This window comes from Photobacterium aphoticum (assembly GCF_001029435.1).
Taxonomy (GTDB): domain Bacteria; phylum Pseudomonadota; class Gammaproteobacteria; order Enterobacterales; family Vibrionaceae; genus Photobacterium; species Photobacterium aphoticum.
Map to the genome: position 1 here is coordinate 1 of NZ_LDOV01000059.1, position 262 is coordinate 262.

At 50.0% G+C, this 262-nt stretch carries 2 tRNA genes; both read left to right on the plus strand.

The annotated features are described in order from the left end of the window. The first annotated feature begins 59 nt into the window (after positions 1-59). Positions 60-135, plus strand: a tRNA-Glu gene (locus ABT58_RS22885). A 4-nt stretch (positions 136-139) separates the two neighbouring features. Continuing rightward, a tRNA-Lys gene (locus tag ABT58_RS22890) sits at positions 140-215 on the plus strand. Positions 216-262: the final 47 nt, after the last annotated feature.

A 262-nucleotide genomic window follows, 5' to 3' on the forward strand; every position in this document is an offset into this window, starting at 1 on the left:
AGATTGTATGGTTGAAATGTAAAGAGCATCTAAGTTGCCCAACAACTTAGAAACACTTAGTCCCGTTCGTCTAGAGGCCTAGGACACCGCCCTTTCACGGCGGTAACAGGGGTTCGACTCCCCTACGGGACGCCACTAAGGGTCGTTAGCTCAGTTGGTAGAGCAGTTGACTTTTAATCAATTGGTCGCAGGTTCGAATCCTGCACGACCCACCATCTTCTCCTCGAAGATGTAAAACTCGGAGGGCGATTAGCTCAGTTGG